The sequence below is a fragment of the Streptococcus sp. 11273D007BT genome, assembly GCF_053547195.1.
Genome location: NZ_JBPWPE010000001.1, coordinates 1,227,192 through 1,246,960 on the forward strand (window position 1 = coordinate 1,227,192; position 19,769 = coordinate 1,246,960).

General features: G+C 37.8%; 16 protein-coding genes and 3 tRNA genes. 2 read left to right on the forward strand and 17 right to left on the reverse strand.

Annotated elements, in window-relative coordinates; genetic code table 11:
• Nucleotides 1–103: 103 nt before the first annotated feature.
• Complete coding sequence (locus tag ACEE75_RS06285; protein ID WP_447574558.1) at nt 104–721, forward strand: DUF3862 domain-containing protein; 618 nt, start codon at nt 104–106, stop codon at nt 719–721.
• Between the two features lie 181 nt (nt 722–902).
• On the opposite strand, the gene ACEE75_RS06290 is transcribed toward ACEE75_RS06285, so the two are convergent.
• From ACEE75_RS06290 to parE, 10 genes are all read right to left on the reverse strand, one after another.
• Nucleotides 903–974 (reverse strand) — tRNA-Arg (locus tag ACEE75_RS06290).
• 34 nt (nt 975–1,008) lie between these two features.
• The gene (gene rpsA, locus ACEE75_RS06295; RefSeq protein WP_354368482.1) at nt 1,009–2,208 is read right to left on the reverse strand and encodes a 30S ribosomal protein S1; all 1,200 of its coding nucleotides are present in this window, start codon (nt 2,206–2,208) and stop codon (nt 1,009–1,011) included.
• 124 nt (nt 2,209–2,332) lie between these two features.
• Nucleotides 2,333–2,404: transfer RNA gene (locus tag ACEE75_RS06300), tRNA-Gln, on the reverse strand.
• Between the two features lie 6 nt (nt 2,405–2,410).
• Nucleotides 2,411–2,491 (reverse strand) — tRNA-Tyr (locus tag ACEE75_RS06305).
• Between the two features lie 49 nt (nt 2,492–2,540).
• A complete protein-coding gene (locus ACEE75_RS06310) occupies nt 2,541–2,771 on the reverse strand; it encodes a DUF2969 domain-containing protein (protein WP_447574559.1) in 231 nt (76 codons plus the stop codon).
• Nucleotides 2,772–2,839: 68 nt separating this feature from the next.
• Nucleotides 2,840–3,883, reverse strand: a complete 1,044-nt coding sequence (locus tag ACEE75_RS06315) for a branched-chain amino acid aminotransferase (RefSeq protein WP_447574561.1) — start codon at nt 3,881–3,883, stop codon at nt 2,840–2,842.
• A gap of 132 nt (nt 3,884–4,015) precedes the next feature.
• A complete protein-coding gene (gene parC, locus ACEE75_RS06320) occupies nt 4,016–6,463 on the reverse strand; it encodes a DNA topoisomerase IV subunit A (RefSeq protein WP_447574563.1) in 2,448 nt (815 codons plus the stop codon).
• Between the two features lie 245 nt (nt 6,464–6,708).
• Nucleotides 6,709–7,653 (reverse strand): hypothetical protein, encoded by a 945-nt coding sequence (locus tag ACEE75_RS06325; RefSeq protein ID WP_447574565.1) that lies wholly within the window; start codon nt 7,651–7,653, stop codon nt 6,709–6,711.
• Between the two features lie 115 nt (nt 7,654–7,768).
• Nucleotides 7,769–8,932 (reverse strand): AbiH family protein, encoded by a 1,164-nt coding sequence (locus tag ACEE75_RS06330; RefSeq protein WP_447574566.1) that lies wholly within the window; start codon nt 8,930–8,932, stop codon nt 7,769–7,771.
• 15 nt (nt 8,933–8,947) lie between these two features.
• Nucleotides 8,948–10,891, reverse strand: coding sequence for a DNA topoisomerase IV subunit B (parE, locus tag ACEE75_RS06335; RefSeq protein ID WP_447574568.1), 1,944 nt, complete (start codon nt 10,889–10,891; stop codon nt 8,948–8,950).
• 118 nt (nt 10,892–11,009) lie between these two features.
• Between parE and plsY the strand changes: the two genes are divergently transcribed.
• Nucleotides 11,010–11,654 carry a glycerol-3-phosphate 1-O-acyltransferase PlsY gene (plsY, locus tag ACEE75_RS06340; RefSeq protein ID WP_447574570.1) on the forward strand — a complete coding sequence of 215 codons (645 nt, stop codon included), beginning with the start codon at nt 11,010–11,012 and terminating at the stop codon, nt 11,652–11,654.
• A 10-nt stretch (nt 11,655–11,664) separates the two neighbouring features.
• Here plsY and ACEE75_RS06345 read toward each other — a convergent pair whose 3' ends face one another.
• The 7 genes from ACEE75_RS06345 to ACEE75_RS06375 form a co-directional block, all read right to left on the reverse strand.
• Nucleotides 11,665–12,162: a YkgJ family cysteine cluster protein gene (locus ACEE75_RS06345; RefSeq protein ID WP_447574571.1), complete on the reverse strand. Its 498-nt coding sequence runs from the start codon at nt 12,160–12,162 to the stop codon at nt 11,665–11,667.
• An 80-nt stretch (nt 12,163–12,242) separates the two neighbouring features.
• Nucleotides 12,243–14,543 (reverse strand): cell surface ecto-5'-nucleotidase Nt5e, encoded by a 2,301-nt coding sequence (gene nt5e / locus ACEE75_RS06350; protein WP_447574573.1) that lies wholly within the window; start codon nt 14,541–14,543, stop codon nt 12,243–12,245.
• Between the two features lie 11 nt (nt 14,544–14,554).
• Nucleotides 14,555–15,823, reverse strand: coding sequence for a dihydroorotase (locus ACEE75_RS06355; protein WP_447574575.1), 1,269 nt, complete (start codon nt 15,821–15,823; stop codon nt 14,555–14,557).
• A gap of 39 nt (nt 15,824–15,862) precedes the next feature.
• Nucleotides 15,863–16,516, reverse strand: coding sequence for a uracil-DNA glycosylase (locus ACEE75_RS06360; protein WP_447574576.1), 654 nt, complete (start codon nt 16,514–16,516; stop codon nt 15,863–15,865).
• Between the two features lie 125 nt (nt 16,517–16,641).
• Complete coding sequence (locus tag ACEE75_RS06365) at nt 16,642–17,301, reverse strand: amino acid ABC transporter permease (RefSeq protein WP_447574578.1); 660 nt, start codon at nt 17,299–17,301, stop codon at nt 16,642–16,644.
• 13 nt (nt 17,302–17,314) lie between these two features.
• Nucleotides 17,315–18,169, reverse strand: a complete 855-nt coding sequence (locus tag ACEE75_RS06370; RefSeq protein WP_447574580.1) for a transporter substrate-binding domain-containing protein — start codon at nt 18,167–18,169, stop codon at nt 17,315–17,317.
• 99 nt (nt 18,170–18,268) lie between these two features.
• On the reverse strand, nt 18,269–19,729 hold the full coding sequence (locus ACEE75_RS06375) for an amidase (protein ID WP_447574582.1): 1,461 nt from the start codon (nt 19,727–19,729) through the stop codon (nt 18,269–18,271).
• Nucleotides 19,730–19,769 lie beyond the last annotated feature (40 nt).

Sequence of the window (19,769 nt, forward strand, 5' to 3'; positions counted from 1 at the left end):
ATGTCAAATAAACTATCCGATGTATAGGAGGAATTATTTTCACAGGATTATTATCTCCCTCAATTTCTTAGAATATGTTAAAATAGTAACGAAGGAGAATAATATGTTTAGAAAAAAAATTACGATAACTGTCAGTTTATTGTCACTACTTCTATTTTTAAATGCTTGTAGCATGATGACATCAAATAAAACATCATCAAATGACACTACAACCACTGCTTCTCAAATTAAACCTAAAAATGAGGAACTCAGATTGAATTTTAATAAAGTTCAATTAGGTGTTATTGATAACGATGCGAAAGGTGGAACTAGCTTAAAAGAGTTAGAAACGCTATTTGGTCAACCAGATGAACATACCACACAACAAGGGGGAGATGTGACTCTAGATGTCTATACTTGGCGTAAAGACGAAACAATCATCGTCACTCAACTCTATGCCGATAGCACGATTGCTAAATCAATTTCTAACTTTCGCTTCATCCGTGAAAACAAGGTGGGATTAACCGAGTATAATGACATTCAAAACGGAATGAGTTTCCAAGAAGCTATTGAAAAACTGGGGGAACCAGATGTTATGTCACAAGCTGTCTCTTCTGATGGTGAAGAAATCTCTGCTATTTGGTCAAGTGGCATCAAATCAAATAACACTAATGCTAATATTCAGCTGGATTTTAAAAATAATAGTTTAACCAACAAAAGTCAACTAGGTTTAGTAAAATAAGACGCTCCAATAACCAATTTAAAGACCCTTGTTATTCAAGGGTTTTTACTCTACTCTATATCCCACCTTTTCGAAGAAAAACAAGTCCAAAATTTTGATAAAATCAGAAACCTTTTCGAAAAATTTGGGGCAGACATACTAAAAACCCTTGTAAACCAAGGGTTTTTAGTATATATTTTAGTCCACCTTGAGGGAATCGAACCCCCATCCTAAGAACCGGAATCTTATGTGATATCCATTACACTAAAGGTGGATAATAAAAGCTTGCGAAAGCAAGCTTTTTGATATTATAACTCAATATCACCAAACAAATCAGCCATTGAGAATCCAGTTTGAGTTTCTGGAAGTTCATAATCACGTTTTTCTTGACGTTTTGGACGACGTGGACGAGACTGACGTTTTTCTTCTTTATTTTCTTCTTGTGCTGGACGTTCTTCAAGTGCTTTGATAGAAAGTGATACACGTTCATCAGCTGCGTTAACTTCAAGAACTTTAACGTTAACATCTTGACCAACTGAAAGAACATCTTTTGGATTATCAACACGTTTGTGTGAAATTTGTGAAATGTGAACAAGGCCATCAATTCCAGGTAAAACTTCAACAAATGCACCAAAATCAGTTAAACGTTTCACTTTACCTTCAATAACATCACCTGCTGCAAGTTTTTGTTCAACACCATCCCATGGTCCAGGTGTAGTTGCTTTAAGTGAAAGTGATACACGTCCTTCTTCTTCATCGATAGCAAGAACTTTAACTTCAACTTCTTCACCAACAGTAACAACTGACTTTGGTGAAGCGTTACGCTCATGTGATAACTCAGTAACGTGAACAAGTCCATCAACACCACCAAGATCAATGAATGCACCAAAGCTAGTCAAACGAGCAACAGTACCAGTGACAACTTCACCTACTGCAAGTTTAGAGAAGACTTCTTGACGAGCTTCTGCAGCTGCAGCTTCAACAACTTCACGACGTGAAAGGATGAAACGGTTTTCTGCTGCATCAACCTCTTTGATTTTAGCATCAAACTCTTGACCAACAAATTTTTCAGTGTTACGTACAAAACGTGTATCGATCATTGAAGCTGGAATGAATCCACGAAGTCCTTCAAATTCAACTGCAAGACCACCTTTAACGGCACGAGTCCCTTTAACAGTAACAACTTCACCTTCACGACCAACAAGTTTATCCCATGCTTTACGAGCTTCCAAGCGTTTTTTAGATACAAGGAAAGTTACTGTATCAGTATCTTTACCTACTACTTGACGAAGAACAAGCACTTCAAGTGTTTCGCCAGCTTTAACAAAATCGTTGATATCAGCGTTACGGTCATTTGTCAACTCACGAAGAGTAAGAACACCCTCAACACCAGTACCTTCGATGATAACGTTAGCTTGGTCGTTATCAACAGTCAAAACTTCCGCAGTGACAACGTCACCTGGGTTTACTTCGCTAACACTATTTAGCAAATCTTCAAATTCATTCATTCTAAAAAATCCTCCAATAAAAACTAACCAAATGGTTAGTTTTTACAACAATATATTTTCTCAAGGTAACCCGCAAGGACAAGATTATCATTGACGGTGTTAGTAAAAACTAATACCTCTTTGACTGGGGTAGCTGGATTCGAACCAACGCATGAGGGAGTCAAAGTCCCTTGCCTTACCGCTTGGCTATACCCCAATATAATGGAAAGAGAGGGATTCGAACCCCCGAACCCGAAGGAGCGGATTTACAGTCCGCCGCGTTTAGCCTCTTCGCTATCTTTCCGTAACAACAAAAACTATTATATCAGCTAATAGTTTCTTTGTCAACACTTTTAATGATTTAAATTGAAGTTTTCAATAATTTTCTCAACGGCTTGATCGAATTTTTTATACAAAACTTCAACAGCACCATTTTTTAAAATAGCAAATTGACCATCAACTTCTGCAATTTGACCGATTTCTCTTTTACCAGCTGTCAAAACATAGCCTTCCAATGTTTGTCCGTTCACTTTTACTTGGCCATCTGCAATTTGAATTTCAATTTTTTTATCTTTTTTACGCATAATTCACCTCTCTTTTAAGATTTTACAAAAAAAAACTTGCAAGAGCAAGCTTTTTTATGATGATTTCCTTAATCTACTTTCACTATCCAACCTTCAGGTGCTTCGATATCTCCAAATTGAATCCCTGTTAATTCATCATATAAGCGACGAGTAACTGGTCCAACCTCAGTTTCACTATAAAACACATGAAGTTGATCTCGATATTGGATACCACCAATTGGCGAGATCACCGCAGCAGTTCCACAAGCTCCTGCTTCAATAAAGCGATCCAATTCGTCAATTTTAACATCACCTTCTACTGCTGTTAACCCTAAACGCTCCTCTGCTAACTGCAATAAGGAATATTTCGTGATAGAAGGTAAGATAGATGGGCTGAGTGGAGTGACAAATTGATTATCTTTAGTAATACCAAAGAAATTAGCAGAGCCTACTTCTTCAATTTTTGTATGTGTTGCAGGATCTAAATAAATAACATCTGAGAAACCTGAGGTCTTTGCTTTTTTACCTGGTAATAAACTTGCGGCATAGTTTCCACCAACTTTTGCTGCACCTGTACCATGTGGAGCAGCGCGATCAAACTCTTCTGAGACAATAAAGTTAGTAGGAGCAAGGCCTCCTTTGAAGTAGTTTCCTACTGGCATCGCAAAAATCGTAAAAATATATTCCTCAGCAGGTTTAACCCCTATAATATCTCCAACCCCAATAAGAAGAGGACGAAGGTATAGGGTACCACCTGTTCCATATGGAGGAACGTAGTCAGCATTCGCTTTTACGACAGCTTTGGCAGCTTCAACAAATTTATCTGTTGGAACTTGTGGCATTAACAAGCGGTCAGCCGTTTTTTGTAAACGCTCTGCATTTTTATCAGGACGGAAAAGTTGAATGCTTCCATCTTTTGTACGATAAGCTTTCAATCCCTCAAAAGCTTGCTGACCATAGTGTAGCGCAGGTGAACTTTCTGATAAATGGAGGGTGGCATCTTCTGTCAGTTTCCCATCATCCCATTGACCATCTTTATAATAAGAAATATAGCGAAATGGTAATTTTTTGTACTCAAAACCTAGGTTTTCCCAATCTAATTCAACTGTCATATTTTTTCTCCTTGCTCTCAATTCTTCTTGTTCTATTTTACACCTTTTTCAATATTTTTCAAGAACTATTCATAAAATTCTGAAAATTTTGCACAAAATAAAAATCAGATCAGTTACCCTGTCTGATTTTTATTTGCCAATGCCGAAATGCTATCAGATAAGTTTTGCTGTATAAACTTCTTGATCACTAATATCATCAGATACAAAAGAGCCGTTACTCGTTCTTTCGGATAAGCTTAAATCTGCTAAATTAACATCAATCACTCGACCAGTTTTTGAGGTGATTTGTAAACACTCATTCGTGTCTTGCTGGTCCAAGGTAAAAAGATTTAAGTCATCACGATGATTTTTAACAGCCCCAGCTGAAAAGACACGATGTGGTTTCGTCTTCAACTCGCGTAACACAAGAAGCCCACGTTTGGCACGGCTCCCCAGTGGAATCTGTTCAACTGCCATTTTCTTCAAACTTCCCCGCTGGGTTAAAACATACATTGTTTCGGTATTTGCAATAAAGGCGCTGGCGACAGAATCACCGTCTTTGAGATTCACTGCCTTAACTCCTGCAGCCTTTGGTCCTACAACTGGTACTTCTTCAATCGGAAAATGTAGAGCATAGCCATTTTCAGTAACCAAGATGACATTTTCTAACATAATTGGAGCCACCATTAATACAAAATCAGATGTATCTTTTAATTTGGCAAATTTCACAGATTTTGATTTGTAGGTTCTCCAAGGGCTCAATTCCTTACGCTCAAAACGTTTAATTTGCCCCTGTTTTGTAACAGCAAAATAGGTTGTCTCATCAAATTGATCCAACACTTCTGCATACAACACTTCCTCATCAGTAGCAAAATTGGTGATACTTTGTGAGAGGTGCTCTCCGATATCTTTCCATTTAATATCCGCTAGCTCATGAACAGGGCGATAAATGAGATTTCCTAAATTTGTAAAAATAAGCAGGTGTTGAGTCGTCTTGGCACTCGTTACAAAAATTAGATCATCATCATCACGTTTGCCAACCTCCTCCATATTTGAAGCAGAGTAAGAGCGTGGGCTAGTTCGTTTGATATAACCAGCTTTTGTCACACTAACATAGGTTTCTTCTTCTGATATAAGGCTAGCTGTATCAATCTGAATCTGTTGAGCTTCTTTTTGTAGCTCTGTCCGACGAGGGTTTCCAAATTTCTTTTTCACCTCTCGTAATTCTTTTTTCATGACATTAAACAGCGTCTTTTCGTCTGCGATAATAGCTGAGAGTGTCATGATTTGTTGGCGAAGTTTTTCTTCTTCTTCCTCTAAAGTAACAATATCTGTATTGGTCAAACGATAAAGTTGAAGAGTGACAATGGCTTCTGCTTGCTCCTCTGTAAAAGCATAGCTAACTTTTAAGTTTTCTTTTGCATCAGCCTTATTTTCAGAAGCCCTAATCAATGCAATAACGTCATCCAAAATAGATAAGACACGAATAAGCCCTTCTACGATGTGGAGGCGTTTCTCTGCTTTTTCCTTGTCAAACTTAGAACGCGCAATGATAATCTCACGGCGGTGAGCGATATAGCTAGATAAAATCTTCTGCAAGCCAACCTGACGCGGTGTGAAATTGTCAATCGCCACCATGTTAAAGTTGTAATTGATTTGCAGATCAGTGTATTTATAGAGGTAGTTGAGAATGATTTGCTCATCACTTTCTTTTTTCAGTTCAATGGCAATGCGCAACCCTGTACGGTCTGACTCATCACGCACTTCTGCAATTCCTGGGACCTTGTTATTCAGACGAATATCATCGATTTTCTTAACAAGATTAGCTTTGTTAACCTCGTAAGGAATCTCGGTAATGACGATCTGTTTTTTCCCTGCTTTTAAAGGTTCAATGTCACAACGACTACGAACAACAACACGACCCTTGCCTGTTTCATAGGCTTTTTTGATTTCGTCAGTCCCTTGGACAATAGCTCCTGTCGGAAAATCTGGTCCAGGTAAAAATTCCATCAATTTTTCTAATTTAGCTGATGGGTGGTCAATCATATAAATAACAGCATCGATGACCTCTGCCAGATTATGTGGCGGGATGTCCGTCGCATACCCTGCTGAAATCCCTGTCGCTCCATTGACCAAGAGATTAGGGAAGGCAGCTGGAAGCACAGTGGGTTCTTTTTCCGTATCATCAAAGTTCCATGCAAATGGCACCGTCTTTTTCTCGATGTCAGCCAACAGATAGCTCGCCATTTCCGAGAGACGAGCCTCGGTGTAACGCATAGCCGCAGGCGGATCGCCGTCCATGGAACCGTTGTTTCCATGCATCTCCACCAAAATCTCGCGGTTTTTCCAGTCCTGACTCATGCGGACCATGGCATCATAAATAGAGGAATCACCGTGCGGGTGAAAATTCCCCATAATATTCCCGACTGACTTGGCAGACTTGCGATAGCCCTTGTCAAAAGTATTACCGTCTTTATTCATAGAATAAAGAATCCGACGTTGCACGGGCTTTAAACCGTCACGAATGTCCGGCAGAGCCCGCTCCTGAATAATATATTTGGAGTAGCGACCAAAACGCTCTCCCATGATGTCCTCAAGGGACATGTTTTGAATGTTAGACATAAATTAAGATACAAAGGGACGATTCGGCGTGCCAAAAAATTCCGTAGGAAAATAGGAAATCGACCGACGATGAGAGACATTTAGGGAGATTTATCTTTTTCACTAGGAATTTAGTCCCGTGTTCAGTTAGACAGACTAACTGAGCATTCCTTTCTTTTATTCTTCCGATAACCACAGTTCCTGTATTTGCTATTTTGAAAGCTCCTTTTAAATTGTAAAAATGGAATAGTTACTCTATAAATATTTTAATAATTAGGGACCAACGGATCTCTAGCAGGAACTACCTTATTTGATAAATATTGACCTAATCCGTTGAAATTCATATCATTTTGGAGAGATTTCTGAAAATCTTCAAAATTTTGGTACTTATCCATTTTTACAATAAAATCATTTTTTTCGCTTTTGCTTATTTCATCAATATTCCATTTAATGCCCATCAAAGTGTAAAGTTTCTCTTTATCAGTTTTTGATTTACTATCATTTGACAATAGCCTATCAAATTCACTGGTGAGATATTTAAAAGCTGTATCGTAAATGATTTCATCACCACTAATTTTTATCTCATTTTCATCGAAATGAGCCATATTTCTAGTATAATTTTCCAAATCCGCAAACCTGTTATCAGTTAGTTTCTCTTTATTCCAAGGAGTAGTAATAAACTTCTCTATAAGTAGCTTGTTAGGATTATCTTTATAAGAATATTCGATATGAGTAGCAATTGCTAAAAATGGATAAACTCTTAACTCAAATGCTAAATCATCTTGTCTAGGTTTTCCATAGATCTTGCTTCTAAGATCCCTATTACCCAATTTTCCGTAAAAATTTTTATTGAGGATTGAAGTACTAATTTCATCAATTGTCTTACCGGTCCCATACTGACTGATTACATTTTCATATGAAACTGGCAATAAAATTAAGTTCGACATCCTGTGACCATCTTTAAAAATATAATAAAATTTCGCCGGTATATACATGTAATAAGAAGGTTTTGGTGGGGAGGTCAGTGGCTTTTGCGACTCATTATACAAAGTATAACTAGGTTCTTTTTGCCATAAATTTTGTACAATATTAAAATTTGTAGTATCCATATATTTAGTTCTTGTGTAATTTTTATAAAAACTAATTGCAGATACTATTAATGCAAATAAAGAGATAAAAATTGGTAAAATTTTAGTCCAATCAATTTTCATATATCCTCCTAAAACATCGTATTCTTCTCCAAGGTAAACTTCACATTATCCTCAATCCACTTACGGCGGGCTCGACCTTGTCTGTCAAACGCATGTAAGTGAATGACCTATGATGTTATTTATTATCAAGCTTAAAGGCTTTTAAGCTTGTTTCTTTGTCATACTGAACTACTGCTATCTTACCGTGTAATTTTTTTCTTTCTTCGTCGTTAATAGTTGGATCGGAAGCGACTTCGATAAATCTATTGATTGTTTCTTCATCCGTTTCCTCATTGTTATTATAATTATATATAATCAATTCTGCATTTGTCTGTAACAAAGAACAAAGAATATTATTCCACCACCAAAAGTCCGTTCTACCAAGTGACAATCCATAGATAATAAATAAGCGGGTATCATTAAAATAATGTTTATACTTTTTATCATTCTGTGCCCAGTAAGGTTTTAAAAACTTTTTAGCTATTTCTTGATCATAGTCTGAAGAAGTAATTTGTTTGGGATTATCAAAGCCAAACAACATTGATTTAGGGACATTTTGATAACCGTGAGGGTGAGTGATGTTGGTCATTAAATAAGCCGAAAAAGATGTCGAACTATTCCAGGTGTGGTTACTACTTTTGTAATTATTAGGATTTACTCTAAAAAATATTTGTCTATCTGCATTTTTCCAAGGATGTGGATCGTACTGCTCCTTGTCAAGAATCAAAACATTATCAAGCATTGATGTATAATTAAAATTAAGAATCTCCCAATTGAAAAGGTTATAGTGTCCAAGAACAGAGGGGAATTCTAACTTATTGAAATTTATTTCATCTAAATCTCCTAGAAATTGAGTATAAGAATTTATAGCAAGTCCCTTACTTGTACTACAATCTCCTAGCTCAGCCAACATAATAGGCGTTATGATTTCATTTAAAAAATTGGAAAATTCAATTTGAAATTGGTTGAAATCATTAATCAGTCGCTCCCCTTTAGTCAATGGACCTTTATTAAAGATTTCAATCAGACTGTTTTCGAAATCACTCCAATTTGCCTTGCAACCACCGCTTTTATCATTTTCTTGTTTATCTTCTGTCATTTTCTTAAAAATGATATTATCTTCGTTGAAATTTTTATAACAAAGATAATTATAGAAATTCACATATGAAGTTCTATAGGGCGATCCAAGATATTCCATCAACTGAATATCTATGCCATTGCCAAAAAGAGCCATGATATTTATTTGACCATCTTCTTCTAACTTTTCAAACTCGTTACTGGTGTACTTTATATATCCCATATCACTCTCTCCTTTCTAAAACACTGTATTTTCCTCCAAAGTAAACTTAACATTATCCTCAATCCACTTACGGCGTGGCTCAACCTTATCACCCATGAGTACAGACACACGACGTTCAGCACGCGCCAAATCTTCAATGGTTACTCGGATAAGGGTACGTGTTTCAGGATTCATAGTTGTTTCCCAAAGCTGATCGGCGTTCATTTCACCAAGACCTTTATAACGTTGGAGAATAGCCCCTTGTCCAAATGATTTTCGTAAATCTTCCAATTCACCATCTGACCAGGCATAAGCCACTTTTTCTGACTTTCCTTTTCCTTTAGACATCTTGTAGAGAGGCGGAAGGGCGATGTAAACTCGACCAGCTTCTACCAATGGTCGCATGTAGCGATAGAAGAAGGTCAGCAAGAGGGTCTGAATGTGGGCACCATCCGTATCAGCATCGGTCATGATAATAATCTTATCATAGTTGACGTCTTCAATCGTAAAATCAGTCCCCACTCCTGCACCGATGGTATAAATCATAGTATTGATTTCTTCATTTTTAAGGATATCTGCCATCTTTGATTTTTCAGTATTGATGACTTTACCTCGTAAGGGGAGGATAGCTTGGAATTTACGGTCACGACCTTGTTTGGCAGAACCACCCGCGGAATCTCCCTCAACAAGATACAGTTCATTTTTCTTAGGATTTTTAGATTGTGCTGGGGTCAATTTCCCAGATAAAAGCCCTTTATCTTTTTTATTTTTCTTGCCTGATCGCGACTCATCGCGTGCTTTTCGTGCAGCTTCTCTAGCATCACGCGCTTTAATGGCTTTACGAATAAGGTTAGAAGCTAACTCGCCATTTTCCAAAAGAAAGTAAGTCAGCTGTTCTGATACCAAACTATCTACAATTTGACGTGCAATGGGAGTTCCTAGTTTATCCTTGGTTTGACCTTCAAATTGCAAAAAAGCCTCTGGAACCAAAATAGAAAGAACAGCTGATAGTCCCTCACGATAATCTGATCCCTCTAAATTCTTGTCCTTTTCCTTGAGCAGACCTGTTTTTCGAGCATAATCATTCATAGCCTTTGTAATAGCTGTTTTTAAACCCGTTTCGTGTGTTCCCCCACCTTTTGTTCGGACATTATTGACAAAGGAAAGGATATTGTCAGAAAAGCCATCGTTGTATTGAAGGGCTACCTCAATTTGAAACTCTTGGTCAGTCCCCTCAAAGTAGATAACAGGGGTCAAGGTATCCTTATCTTCATTAAGGTAGGCTACAAAATCTTGGACACCATTTTCATAATGGAAGGAAACATGCTCGTCATTTCGATCATCTGTTAAGGTTAGCGTCACATTTTTCAGAAGAAAAGCCGATTCATTTAGACGTTCTGAAATGGTATTAAATTTAAAATCTGTCGTTGAAAAAATGCGAGCATCAGGCATAAAGCTCACCTTAGTACCACTTTTGGACTTAGGAGCAGTTCCAATTTTTTCTAGTCCTGTGACAGCCTTACCCCCATCTTCAAATCGTTGACGATATACCGCTCCATCACGTGTAATTTCAACTTCTAGCCAAGTGGATAAGGCATTCACAACAGAAGAGCCAACTCCATGTAGGCCTCCAGATGTCTTATAACCACCTTGACCAAATTTTCCCCCAGCATGAAGAACAGTAAAAATCACTTCTACAGTCGGCTTTCCTGTAGCATGCATCCCAACAGGCATACCACGACCTTGGTCTGAGACAGATAAACTCCCATCCTTGTTAATTGTCACATCAATCTGAGATCCAAATCCTGACAAAGCTTCATCTACCGCATTATCAACAATTTCCCATACTAAATGATGCAATCCTGCTCCATCAGTTGAACCAATGTACATTCCTGGACGTTTTCTGACGGCATCCAAACCTTCTAAAACCTGAATAGCATCATCATTATAGTTATTTATCGTAATTTCTGTTTTAGTCAAATTCTGACCTCCGAATAAAATTCATCCTATTTATCTTACAAGTTTTTCTTTAAATTTGCAAAAGAAATTTTGAAAATGAGTATTTTTCTTGTTCTAGGAAATATGATATAATGGCACTATGAAAATTGTTTTGTTTATTATCATTGCCTATTTGCTAGGCTCTATTCCAACTGGCTTATGGATTGGACACTATATTTATGGCAAAAATTTAAGAGAACATGGGAGTGGAAACACTGGCACAACCAATACCTTTCGTATTTTAGGACCAAAAGCTGGAACCATTACTCTTTTAGTCGATATCTTAAAAGGGACATTGGCAACAACGTTACCGATGATGTTTCATGTTGATGCGGTTTCACCTATTTTAATTGGTTTTTTTGCTGTCATTGGGCATATTTTTCCTTTATTTGCTCACTTTAAAGGTGGGAAAGCTGTTGCGACAAGTGCTGGTGTCTTACTAGGCTTTGCACCATTGTTTCTGCTCTATCTTTTGGTGATTTTTGTGCTCACACTCTATCTTTTTAGTATGATCTCCCTGTCCAGTCTAGTTGTGGCTATTTTGGCTTTGATTGGTGTTTGGTTATTTCCTTTGATTGGCTTTATTCTCCCTCAGTATGATATGATTTTTACCATTATTGTGACACTCTTAGCCAGTCTTATTCTTATTCGTCATAAAGATAACGTTGGGCGTATTAAGCGTCATGAGGAAAACTTAGTTCCTTTCGGGCTAAACCTTTTGAAACAACAGAAAAAATCAGCTTAAAAGCTGATTTTTATATTCTCTCACGTAACTTTTCAACAAATAAGTAGGCAGCGGGGCAGGTTAAGGTATTTTTTATCGTTAGGTGATTGATTTGATAAATCTTCTTACGATCGGTATGAGGAAATTCTCGGCAGGCTTTTGGTCTAACATCATAGATACTACACAAGTTATCATCTCCTAAAAATGGACAAGGCATAGATTGAAAAACTTTATCGCCATCTTCATCCACCTGTAAATACATCTCTTCAAAAACAGGAAGCTTCATTCTAAAATGTTTAGCAATTCTGGTGATATCTGCTTCAGTAAAGAGAGGACCCAGAGTCTTACAACAGTTAGCACAGGCCGTACAATCAATTTCTTGGAATACTTCTTGATGAACTGCTTGTACCAGTTTATCTAAATTTTTGGGCGATTTTTTCTTTAGACTAGCCAAAAATTTTCGATGTTCCCCCTGTTTTTGTTGAGCAAGTTGTTGATATTTTTCTAAGTCAATAGTTGTTTGTGCCATCTCAATTTCTTTCTAAAGGTTCATTTTCATTCTATTATACTATATCAAAAAGAAAAGGCAAATAGGCCTTTTCTTTTTGATTATACTGATTTTTTACGTATAGCATAAAGTCCGTAAGTTGTGAGACTAACACCTAATAAAATAGCTAGGGCTGACTCTTTGGAGTTAGTCAACGGTAACTGGTTTTCTTTAGGAGAGGTAACGTAAGTCACAGGAACAGCAAGCGTCTTGACAGAAGTTTGAGTTGCATTTGTTGAGTAATTCAACGTTTGTTGAACATAAGGACGAGCTGTTCCATGAGATGAAGATTTTGTATAAGTTACCCCACTAGAAGTGGAATCTTTCTGAGTCACAGTTTGAATAGGGTCTGTTTGTGAATTATTGGTTGTGTCTGTGACTTTACCAGGGTAGTCATTTTGATCAGTATGGTTTGTTCCTGCTATCACTTCGAGATAATCCACAAAACCATCTTGATCTGTATCCAATTGACTATCTACTGAAATCGTACGAGAGTTCGGATTCACCACTTGATACTGACTAAGATCAGCTGCGGCTAGGTAGTCTGCAAAAATGGTATCCATAGAAGGACCTTCTTCGCGAGGACCACCAAGCATAGTATAACCATCCCCACCTGCTGCAAGGAAGTCATTCGTTGCTAAATAGTAGGTCTTATCTAAATCAAGATCCAAATAAGATGCCGTATCGTGGTCATATATCTGAATCGCTAAAATTCGAGATTCTGGATCTAGGGCTGTATCGTAGTAAACCTTTGCACCTGAAACTTGTAGGAAGCCTCCACTTGCTTCTAGTAGGGGGCGTCCATTTTCATCAAGTACAGATCCACCATCAGCATTTACCTGTAAAATAGAGCCTAGTGATTTCACGAACATCTCTTTAATTTGTTGTCCGGTAACTGTAATTTGTGAAATACTATTACCAAATGGTAATACCGCTACGATATCACCTCTTGTAATAGGGGCGTCTTTTTTTATTGTCTCACGCAGACCACCACCATTAGTAACAGCTAGATTAGTCTTATGAGCAAATCCTGTTTGACCATAAGTCCATAAAGCATCGGCAACAGCATTACCAAGGTTGGTTTCACGGACACGCACATTCGTACGTTCGCCATTTAATTCAACTGAATTATTTTCAACAATCACTACTGCATTTTCAGCTTCTAGGCGAGCCTTAGCATCGGCAACTAGAGCAGCAACTTTTTCATTAGCAGTCACATCTGCTGTTTCTGAAGCAGAAATCACACCCGCAAGGACTCTATCTGAGTTCAGGGTTATTTTACCAAGGTTGTTAAGATAACTGCCAGTTTGGTTATAAGTGACATTACCATAAGTAGCTGACTCCAAGGTATGGGAGTGACCATCAATGACCACTACTTGTTTATCCGATAAAAGACTATTTTTAGACAATGCTTCAGCTAACGTTTTGCCTTGCCATTCAACAGGAGTTGTCGTATCAATGCCGAGATGCGCTAAAATGATATAACGTTTATAGTTTGCACCTGTAGCTTTAGCACGCGCTTCAATCTCAGCAATGACAGTTTCCACTTCAGAAATAGGGTCTGTAAATGTTACCCCTTCAACATTTTTGGGATGTGTTTTAGTCGCTGTTTCAGGTGTTGTCACACCAATCACGACAACTTCATCACCAACTATCTCTTTGTTTTTATCAATTACAGTTGAAGCCTCAAATAAACGCGCACCGTTAACATAAACATTTGAACTAATCAGAGGGAATGTTAGTAGCTCATCTAACTTTTTCAACTGATCCAATCCAAAGTCAAACTCGTGATTTCCCAATGTCATGGCATCATAGCCGATTTCATTCATAATCTTAGCGACATCTTCACCTTTTGAACTATTGGTGATTGGCAAACCTTGAAAGGCGTCCCCAGCATCAACAACAATTGTTGTTTGATCTTTAGCACATTCTTCTGCGACAATTGTTGCTTCTTTAGCTACTCCAATAACACCTTTAGCTTCTTCAATACGTCCATGCATGTCATTCGTATGAAGGATAACCATCTCATCTGATGAGCTGTCAGATGCAATGGTTTCAGATGTTTCTGAAACAGCTGTGAGACTACTTGCTGTTGCTTGAGTCAACTCACTTGTTGCCACTTCAGTACTTTCAGATGTTGCTGTTGAGGCTGGATTTACTTCTGAAGAAGCTGACTCTGACACTGAGACAATATCTACTGACAATGGACTAGCTTCTGAAGAAGCCGTCTCTACTGCTAAAGTTACGTCTGTTGAGGCTACATCTGTCGCAACTATTTCGTCTGCTTGAGCATTGACTGAAAATAAAGCTGTTGCTAATGCAATAGTTGATAAACTTGGTACCAATAATTTTTTCTTTTTCACTTTTCCTATCCTTAACTTCTATAAACAATATTTCCTTGACAGATGGTATATTTCACCTGTCCTTTCAAGCTTTCTCCAATAAATGGAGAGTTACTTGCTTTTGATGCAAAATCAGATCCGACTACACGGCTAGCATCTGGATCAAAAATCACGATGTCTGCTGGACCACCTTCAGCAAGATAACCAGCATCAAATCCATATAATTGCGCTGGATTGTAAGCCATCTTCTCCAAAAGTTCAGAAAGACTAAGATGACCGTCGCTCACTAGATGAGTCAAACCTAATGAAAGCGATGTTTCAAGACCTGTCATTCCTGATGGTGCTTGAGTCACGTCTGCTACATTTTTTTCATCTTGATGGTGAGGGGCATGGTCTGTTGCAATAACAGATATAACACCAGACTTCAAGCCTTCTATGACCGCTTTCCTATCAGATTCTAACCGCAATGGTGGGTTCATCTTAGCATTGGCTCCTTTTTCAAGTAAGAGTTGTTCTGTTTTTGAAAAATGTTGTGGTGCCACCTCTGCTGTCACTTGAGCACCTAATTTTTGAGCAAATGCTACAACTTCAACACTCTCTGCCTTAGATAGATGTTGAATATGCACTTTTGCTTGTCGATCATAAGCAATCATCACATCTCGAGCAATCATGCTATATTCTGCGACACCTGTTGCTCCACAAACTTGAAAATGCTTCTCAGCAATATTTTCATTTAAGCCCAAAACACCATTTAACTCAGGATCTTCCTCGTGTAAACTGATAAAAGTTCCATTTTTCTTAGCTAGATCCATGGCTTCTTTAAGCACTTTACTACTAGTAAGTGGAATGCCATCATCCGAAAACCCAACAGCTCCTGCCGCTAGCAAGCCTTCAAAATCCGTTAAATTTTCTCCATCAAAAGCTGTAGTGATTGTCGCAACAGACTTGACATGAATAGCTTCTTTACTAGCACTCTCCAAAACCTCAGTCAAGGTTTCAACATCAGAAATAGTTGGATTGGTATTAGCCATCATCACTACCGTAGTAAAGCCTCCTGCTGCCGCTGCTAAGGCTCCAGTATGGATATCTTCCTTATGCGTCTGACCTGGCTCTCTGAAATGAACATGAATGTCAACCAAACCAGGAGCTACTACACAACCACTTGCATCAATAACCTCAGCTTGATCCTCTTTTAAGTCTTTTCCAATAGCTATAATCTTTCCGTCATTCACCAAAAGATCATAAATGCCATCAGTTTGACTTTTGGGATCAATGATACGACCGTTTTTTATCAATAACATTCTTTATCCTCTTTCAATAGTTCTACACTTTTATCAGACTTATTCTAACCAATTAATAGGGGGTTGATTGGTTTTTATTAAAAATTCATTACTTCTAGAAAAAGGTTTCGAACCAAAAAAACCACGATAAGCTGACAAGGGACTCGGATGGGCACTCTCAACAATTAAATGAGTAGGATTCGTGATTAATTTTTTCTTTTTACGCGCAAATCCACCCCACAAGATAAATACAACAGGATCTTCCTTTTGGTTCACTAAGCGAATAATAGCATCCGTAAATGGTTCCCAAATCCCATTAGCATGAGCGTTCGGTTGATTTTGAGGAACGGTTAAACTAGCATTTAACAGTAAAACGCCTTGTTTAGCCCACGATGTCAGGTCATGACTTTGACGAACCCCAATATCATCAGATAGCTCTTTTAATATATTTTGAAGCGAAGGAGGTGCGGGGATGTCATCTGGAACGGAAAAAGATAGCCCTTGTGCTTGAGCTGGATTATGGTAGGGATCTTGCCCTAAAATCACAACCTTGACATCAGATAGAGCCGTCATCTCCAAAGCTTTGAAGACAGCCTCTCTAGGAGGATAAATAATCCCAGTTGTATAAACAGCCTCTAAAAATTGGTTTATCTTAGAAAAATAGCCAACCTCTAAATTAGCTTTAATCTTATCATGCCAATCGCTATGTTTCATCACAACCTCCTTCTCCCTAATATTATATCAGAAATACAGCAGTAATTAGCGCATTTTATAGCTTTTTTAAAATTTTGTTAAATTAGAAATATTGATGAAAAAAAGGCTCGGAAAAACCGAACCTTTTATCGATAAACTGCCAAACGTTTTTCTAGATAGACTTGGAAATGCTCGAAAATAAAACATAAAAACCAATAAATAAAGGCGACTAGAACATACATCGACATGTAATCCCACTCTCTCCCACCTACAATTTTTGCATTTTGAAAAATATCAGGTACTGTAATCATAGCGGTTAGAGAGGTAGATTTAATCATATCTAACATGACATTACTAAGCGGTGGTACTGCTAGGCGAAAAGCTTGAGGTAAAATAATTCGACGAATAATCGTTGCTTTTGGAAGTCCTAAAGCCCTAGCTGCTTCCCACTGCCCCTTATCAACTGAAGCGATTGCTGAGCGAAAAATCTCTGAAATATAGGCACTGCTCACAATCGAAAAACCAATTAGAGCACAAAGTAGAGCAGGTAATTGAAGACCAAAATAAGGCATTCCAAAATATAAAACAAACAAAACAACAATCATCGGAACACCACGCATAATAGAAACATAGATCCGCGCCAACCGACTAAGAATAGTATTTGGAGATAAGCGTGCAAGAGATATAAAAAATCCCAAAACTAAACCACAGGAGAAACTAAATAAGGTAATCCCTAAAGTGTATTTTATACCAGAAAGAACAAACCAAAAACTGTTGATGATCAGTTCAATATCAATAAATTTCATCGTAATGTCCTAATTATTCAACATCAGAAACATCAATTTTCTCAAAGTCGTAATCTTTTTCAACAGATACATCTTGACCTGCAAAGAATTTTTCAGAAAGCTTTTTCAACGTGCCATCTTTACGCATCGCTTCAAGTTGTTCATTGATTTTTTCTTGAAGAACAGTATTTCCTTTTTTAATCGCAAAATTTGATTCAGATGGATTATAGTAAACATTTTCCAAGACTTTTACAGGGATTTCTGGAAGAGCTTTAGTGGCCATTGTTTGTAAGTAAAAGTCATTTAAAATAACATCCGTACGACCATTGGCAACATCTTGAAGGTAAACATCATTAGTGACATTGTCATAAATCACAAGTTCTGCACCAAATTTTTTGGCAACTTTCATATAAGAAGTTGTCGCAGCTCCTGCTGCCTTTTTGCCTTTAAGATCTTCTAGTTTTGAAATTCCAGAATCATCCGATTGACGAACTATCATGGATCCAAATGAATATTTGTGAGAAGTGGTAAATAAGAATTTTTCTGCATTTTTACTATCTTTTTCAATAGAGTAACCTGCAACATCGACTTGACCACTATTAAGAGAGGACAGCATGCCATCAACACCCATCTCAACAAATTCTACTTCAAGCTTTAAACGCTTAGCAACTTCTTTCATGATTTCAACATCATAACCTGTTAATTTATTGTTGTCATCATGATAACTTTGTGGATAAAGCGTCCCAGAAGTTGCAACTGTAAGTTTACCAGCTTTTTCAATCTTATCCCAATTTGACTGAGCTTCTGACTTGCTTGACGATGTACTATTTGAGCAAGCAACTAGAACTAGACTAACTAGTAGGGCAACTAGCGACAAAAGTTTTTTCATAATTAAAACTTCCTTTTTCATATTTTTTCGCAAACTGAAAGTGTTTACAAGAAAAATTTACCATAAGAAAGTTTGACTTTCAAAGAATTTGCTTGTTAGTCATTGCACAAAGCCATATTCTAATTGTTGCTCATTTTCAAAAAGCTGCGCTAACTGCAACAAGATGTCCTCTCTCCCTTTTGCAGCTGTTATCTGAACACCTATCGGTAAGCCATCTTTCGTTTTATAAACAGGTAAACTCATTGATGGTTGCCCTGTCAAATTAGCTTGTTGCGTAAAAGGCGTCCAAGCTAAACTTTTCTCAAACATGGTCCAGATAAGATCTTGTTGTTCCAACATCGTATATTCGGAGAGATGTGACAACTTTTCTTTCAGCTCACCCGACAAATTAAAAGTATCTAACGGCGGGGCTATATCTGTGGTTGTTGGGGTGAGATAAAGGTCATATGTTTGATGAAACTCTGACATGATTCGACTATATTGGTCCCATTGCGACAATGTTTTAGAAAAATCTTTGGCAGGAATGCTCTGACCGCTTTGATATATGGCCCAGGTCATGACCTCCATATCTTCTACCGTAACTTGTCTTCCGATAGCTTCCTCAATATCATCAAACATAGCAGCTGTCTCTACGCTGTTCATGATATAATACGACTTCATCGCCTCAATACCATCCACTCCTGTTTGATCAACTTCTATCAGCTCATGCCCTTGCTTTTCCAGAAAACGTAAGGTTTTGTCCATAGCTTTCTTTGCAGCTTTTGAAATCGAATTTCCGATAGGTGAGCGATAAGAATAGGCAATTTTCAATGACTGAGTGAGCTGATTTTCTAGCTCTGCTTTTTTTAAAATAGGCAACGGGAAAGGACTTTCCATCTGACAAGTTTGCAAATAAAATAGCAGTGTCTTTGTATCTCTAACAGACTTGGTCAAAGCAAAGTTACTAGATGCTCCTTGCCATCCTCTAAAAGAGGTTGGACCTACAGGTATGCGTCCTCTAGTCGGCTTTAAGCCCAGCAAACCATTAAAACTCGCTGGAATACGAATAGAGCCACCACCATCACTAGCAGCAACAAGCGGAACCATACCACTAGATAAAGCCGCCGCTGCCCCACCGCTTGAGCCACCTGCATGCCTATTTAAGTCTAGTGGTAATCTAACGGTTCCATGAAGGCTACTATCACTAACATTTTTAAAACCAAACTCAGGGGTGTTGGTTCGTCCCAACACAATAAAGCCCAAATCTTCCAATTTTTTGACAAAATTATCCGTTTGAACAGCTTTATAAGAAGCAAATAAACGTGAGCCACTGGTTGAAGGTTGTCCCTTTTGTTGCTGACCTAAGTCCTTTAATAATATAGGCACCCCACCAAATACCTTATCTGTAAGACTCTTCGTTTTAGCCACCACCAAGGCCTCATCGTATTGTTTGGAAACGACGGCATTAATTTTTGGATTCAACTTTTCGATTTGCTCAATACAAAAACGAACAGCTTCCTCTGCTGACACCTTCTTTTGTCGAATCTGTTGCGCAAACTCTATCGCATCCCAATTATTCATGACCTTCTCCTATAATAAAAAGAGACTAAAGTTCTATTGA

Excerpts from the sequence above, each read along its gene's own strand:
- ACEE75_RS06310 (WP_447574559.1), bottom strand. The coding sequence starts at position 2,771 with ATGCGTAAAAAAGATAAAAAAATTGAAATTCAAATTGCAGATGGCCAA.
- plsY (WP_447574570.1), top strand. The coding sequence starts at position 11,010 with ATGAAAATTGTTTTGTTTATTATCATTGCCTATTTGCTAGGCTCTATT.
- ACEE75_RS06355 (WP_447574575.1), bottom strand. The coding sequence starts at position 15,823 with ATGTTATTGATAAAAAACGGTCGTATCATTGATCCCAAAAGTCAAACT.
- ACEE75_RS06365 (WP_447574578.1), bottom strand. The coding sequence starts at position 17,301 with ATGAAATTTATTGATATTGAACTGATCATCAACAGTTTTTGGTTTGTT.
- parC (WP_447574563.1), bottom strand. The coding sequence starts at position 6,463 with ATGTCTAACATTCAAAACATGTCCCTTGAGGACATCATGGGAGAGCGT.
- rpsA (WP_354368482.1), bottom strand. The coding sequence starts at position 2,208 with ATGAATGAATTTGAAGATTTGCTAAATAGTGTTAGCGAAGTAAACCCA.
- ACEE75_RS06375 (WP_447574582.1), bottom strand. The coding sequence starts at position 19,729 with ATGAATAATTGGGATGCGATAGAGTTTGCGCAACAGATTCGACAAAAG.
- ACEE75_RS06325 (WP_447574565.1), bottom strand. The coding sequence starts at position 7,653 with ATGAAAATTGATTGGACTAAAATTTTACCAATTTTTATCTCTTTATTT.
- ACEE75_RS06360 (WP_447574576.1), bottom strand. The coding sequence starts at position 16,516 with ATGAAACATAGCGATTGGCATGATAAGATTAAAGCTAATTTAGAGGTT.
- ACEE75_RS06370 (WP_447574580.1), bottom strand. The coding sequence starts at position 18,169 with ATGAAAAAACTTTTGTCGCTAGTTGCCCTACTAGTTAGTCTAGTTCTA.
- ACEE75_RS06345 (WP_447574571.1), bottom strand. The coding sequence starts at position 12,162 with ATGGCACAAACAACTATTGACTTAGAAAAATATCAACAACTTGCTCAA.
- ACEE75_RS06330 (WP_447574566.1), bottom strand. The coding sequence starts at position 8,932 with ATGGGATATATAAAGTACACCAGTAACGAGTTTGAAAAGTTAGAAGAA.
- ACEE75_RS06285 (WP_447574558.1), top strand. The coding sequence starts at position 104 with ATGTTTAGAAAAAAAATTACGATAACTGTCAGTTTATTGTCACTACTT.